The sequence below is a fragment of the Variovorax sp. E3 genome, from assembly GCF_016082275.1.
Taxonomy (GTDB): Bacteria; Pseudomonadota; Gammaproteobacteria; order Burkholderiales; family Burkholderiaceae_C; genus Variovorax.
Genome location: NZ_MOWM01000312.1, coordinates 1 through 2282, shown reverse-complemented (window position 1 = coordinate 2282; position 2282 = coordinate 1). Strand labels below are relative to the sequence as shown.

1 protein-coding gene and 1 pseudogene are annotated in these 2282 nt (G+C 69.0%); both read right to left on the bottom strand.

Annotated elements, in window-relative coordinates; all coding sequences use genetic code 11:
• Positions 1–797: pseudogene (locus BMG07_RS40435) on the bottom strand (DUF349 domain-containing protein); the annotation flags it as partial.
• Between the two features lie 202 nt (positions 798–999).
• A partial coding sequence (locus BMG07_RS40430; protein WP_198089180.1) for a DUF748 domain-containing protein occupies positions 1000–2282 on the bottom strand: 1283 nt, incomplete at its 5' end.

Sequence of the window (2282 nt, the reverse complement as noted above, 5' to 3'; positions counted from 1 at the left end):
GGGCGTGCGGGCGCGGCGGGCTTCGGTGCCACGACTTCGCCGCGCGCTGCGCGCAGTTCGTCGGCCCACACGGGCACGGGCGGCAGCGGTGCGGCGGCATCGGCCGCGGCGGCAATCGCCAGGGCCAGCGCGCTGTGGAAAGAGTCGGACACCACCAGCAGTTGCGACTTCGACGATTCGAGCTGCGGCGCGAACTTGGCGTCCAGGCTGGTCCAGTTGGCGTCACCGGTGATCTCGGTGGCCTGCTGCTGCCAGTGCGCCACGTCGGCGCGCAGCGATTCCTCGGCGGCCTGGGCGTCCTGCCAGCCCTTGGTGGACAGCACTTCAAAGCGCTGCGCCAGCAGGACGGCGGCTTCGCGGTGCACCTGCGCGCGGTGCTGCAGGTCTTCGATGCCCTTGACGCGCTCGGCCAGCTTGAGCTTCAGCCCGGCCAGCGGCTCACGCGACAGCGGCGCGCCGGCCTTGGCGGCGTCGCGCTGCCATGCCAGTGCGTCGGCGATGTTGAGCTTGGATTGCGCCAGCAGCGCCTCGGCCTTCTGCGCCCACTCGGCGGCAATGGCTTCCTGGCCCTTGGCGCGCTTGAGCTCGTCGAGCTTTTCGCGCAGCAGCCGCGCGGCGCCCTTGTCGCGACCGCTCAGCTCCTTGAAGACTTCCTGCATCTGCTCGGGCGCGGGGTTGCCAGCGAGCCAGTCGCGGATGCGCGCGGCGCGCTCGCCGGAAGTCGGCGCGGTGAAGGCGCCGCCGGTCAGCGTGTCGAGGGCCTGAATGTCGTGTGGCTTGGAAGAATTAGAGGTCACTGCGCGAAATCGTTGTCTTAGTAGAGAAAGCGAAGGCGCCGGCAAAGGCCGGCGCACATCGACATTTTCACCCACTTGCGGTCGGCCGCCGAATTCCGTGCTGGAACCGTGGCGAACCCGGGGTTGCGGGGCTGGAGGTTAACGGACTACATATATAGCAAGCTGAAGAAAAAAACCAAGTCCCTGGAAGCGATCGGCCGCGTCACTTCATGGTCAGGCTGAGTTCGGCGCCCGGCTTCCAGTCGGCACCGCTGGCGGTGGTGCGCACGGCCCCCAGGAACAGGCGGTCGCTGGTCAGTTTCTTGGCGAGCAGGTAGTCGCGCACGGCCGCGCCGCGCTCCACGGCCAGTTGCCGCATCGACTCCTCGTCGACCGGCACGCTGGCGAGCAGCAGGTTTTCCATTTCCTTGAGCGGCAGGTCTTTCGCGAGGCCGACGAGGTTGCGCGGCTTCGTGATGTCGGCGCGCTTGTACACCGCCGTCAGCAGCTCGAGGTATTCGGCGTCGGTGACGGGGGGCACGTCGGTGCCGGTCTGGCCGCCGCGCACCGCGACGCGGCGCTTCTCGGCCAGGGTGAGCTGGCGCAGGCGCTGGCGCTGGTAGGCGTCGCGTTCCTTTTCGAGGCTCGCGGTGCCGATGACTGTCATCTGCAGCGTGGGCCGGTCGGTCAGCGCCTTCACGACCTTGTCCAGGCTCTCCTTGGAGGCCGCGCTCAGCTCCGAACTGCCGGGCTCGAAGGTGATGGCGCTCGACTCGCCGCTGCCGCCGCCCAGACCGCCGGTCAGCAGGCTGAACGGCGCGGTCACGGCCTTGACGATCAGGTTGACCACGGCCTTCCAGATCAGCGGGCCGACGCTGAATTGCGGGTCGTTGAGCGAGCCGCTGAGCGGCAGGTCGACGTCGATCACGCCGTTGCGATCGGCCAGCAGGGCCACGGCCAGCTTCACCGGCAGGCTCGCGGGCGCGCCCGCCACTTCGTCGCCGAACTGCAGCTGGTTGAGCACCAGCTTGTTGGTGGCCGTGAGCTGTCCGTCGGCCGCCACCTTGTAGTTGACGTCCATGCTCATCTTGCCGCGCTCAATGCCGTGACCGGCGTAGCGCACCGAGTACGGCGACAGCGGCGCCAGGTCGAGGTCGCGCATCTTGGCGGTGATGTCGAGCTCGATCGGCTTGACCAGCGGGTTGAGCTTGCCGGTGATTTCCAGCGCGGCCGTCTGCTGCGCCTTGCCGCGCAGCTCCAGGTCGGCCAGCGCGGGACGGCCGCCCTCGCCCTTCGGCGGGTTGGACGAGAACGAGCTGAGCTTGCCGGTCAGCTCGCTGAGGTCGGCCGAGTAGTTGGGCTTGACGAACAGGTCGGTGAAGTCGATCTTGCCGTTGACCAGGCTCATCGGGCCGAAGTTGATGACCGGCGCCGGGCCCGTGCTGGCCGCCGGCGCGGCCTGCGCCGTGACGACGGGTGCCGCCGCCTTGGCCGGCTCGGGCGCGC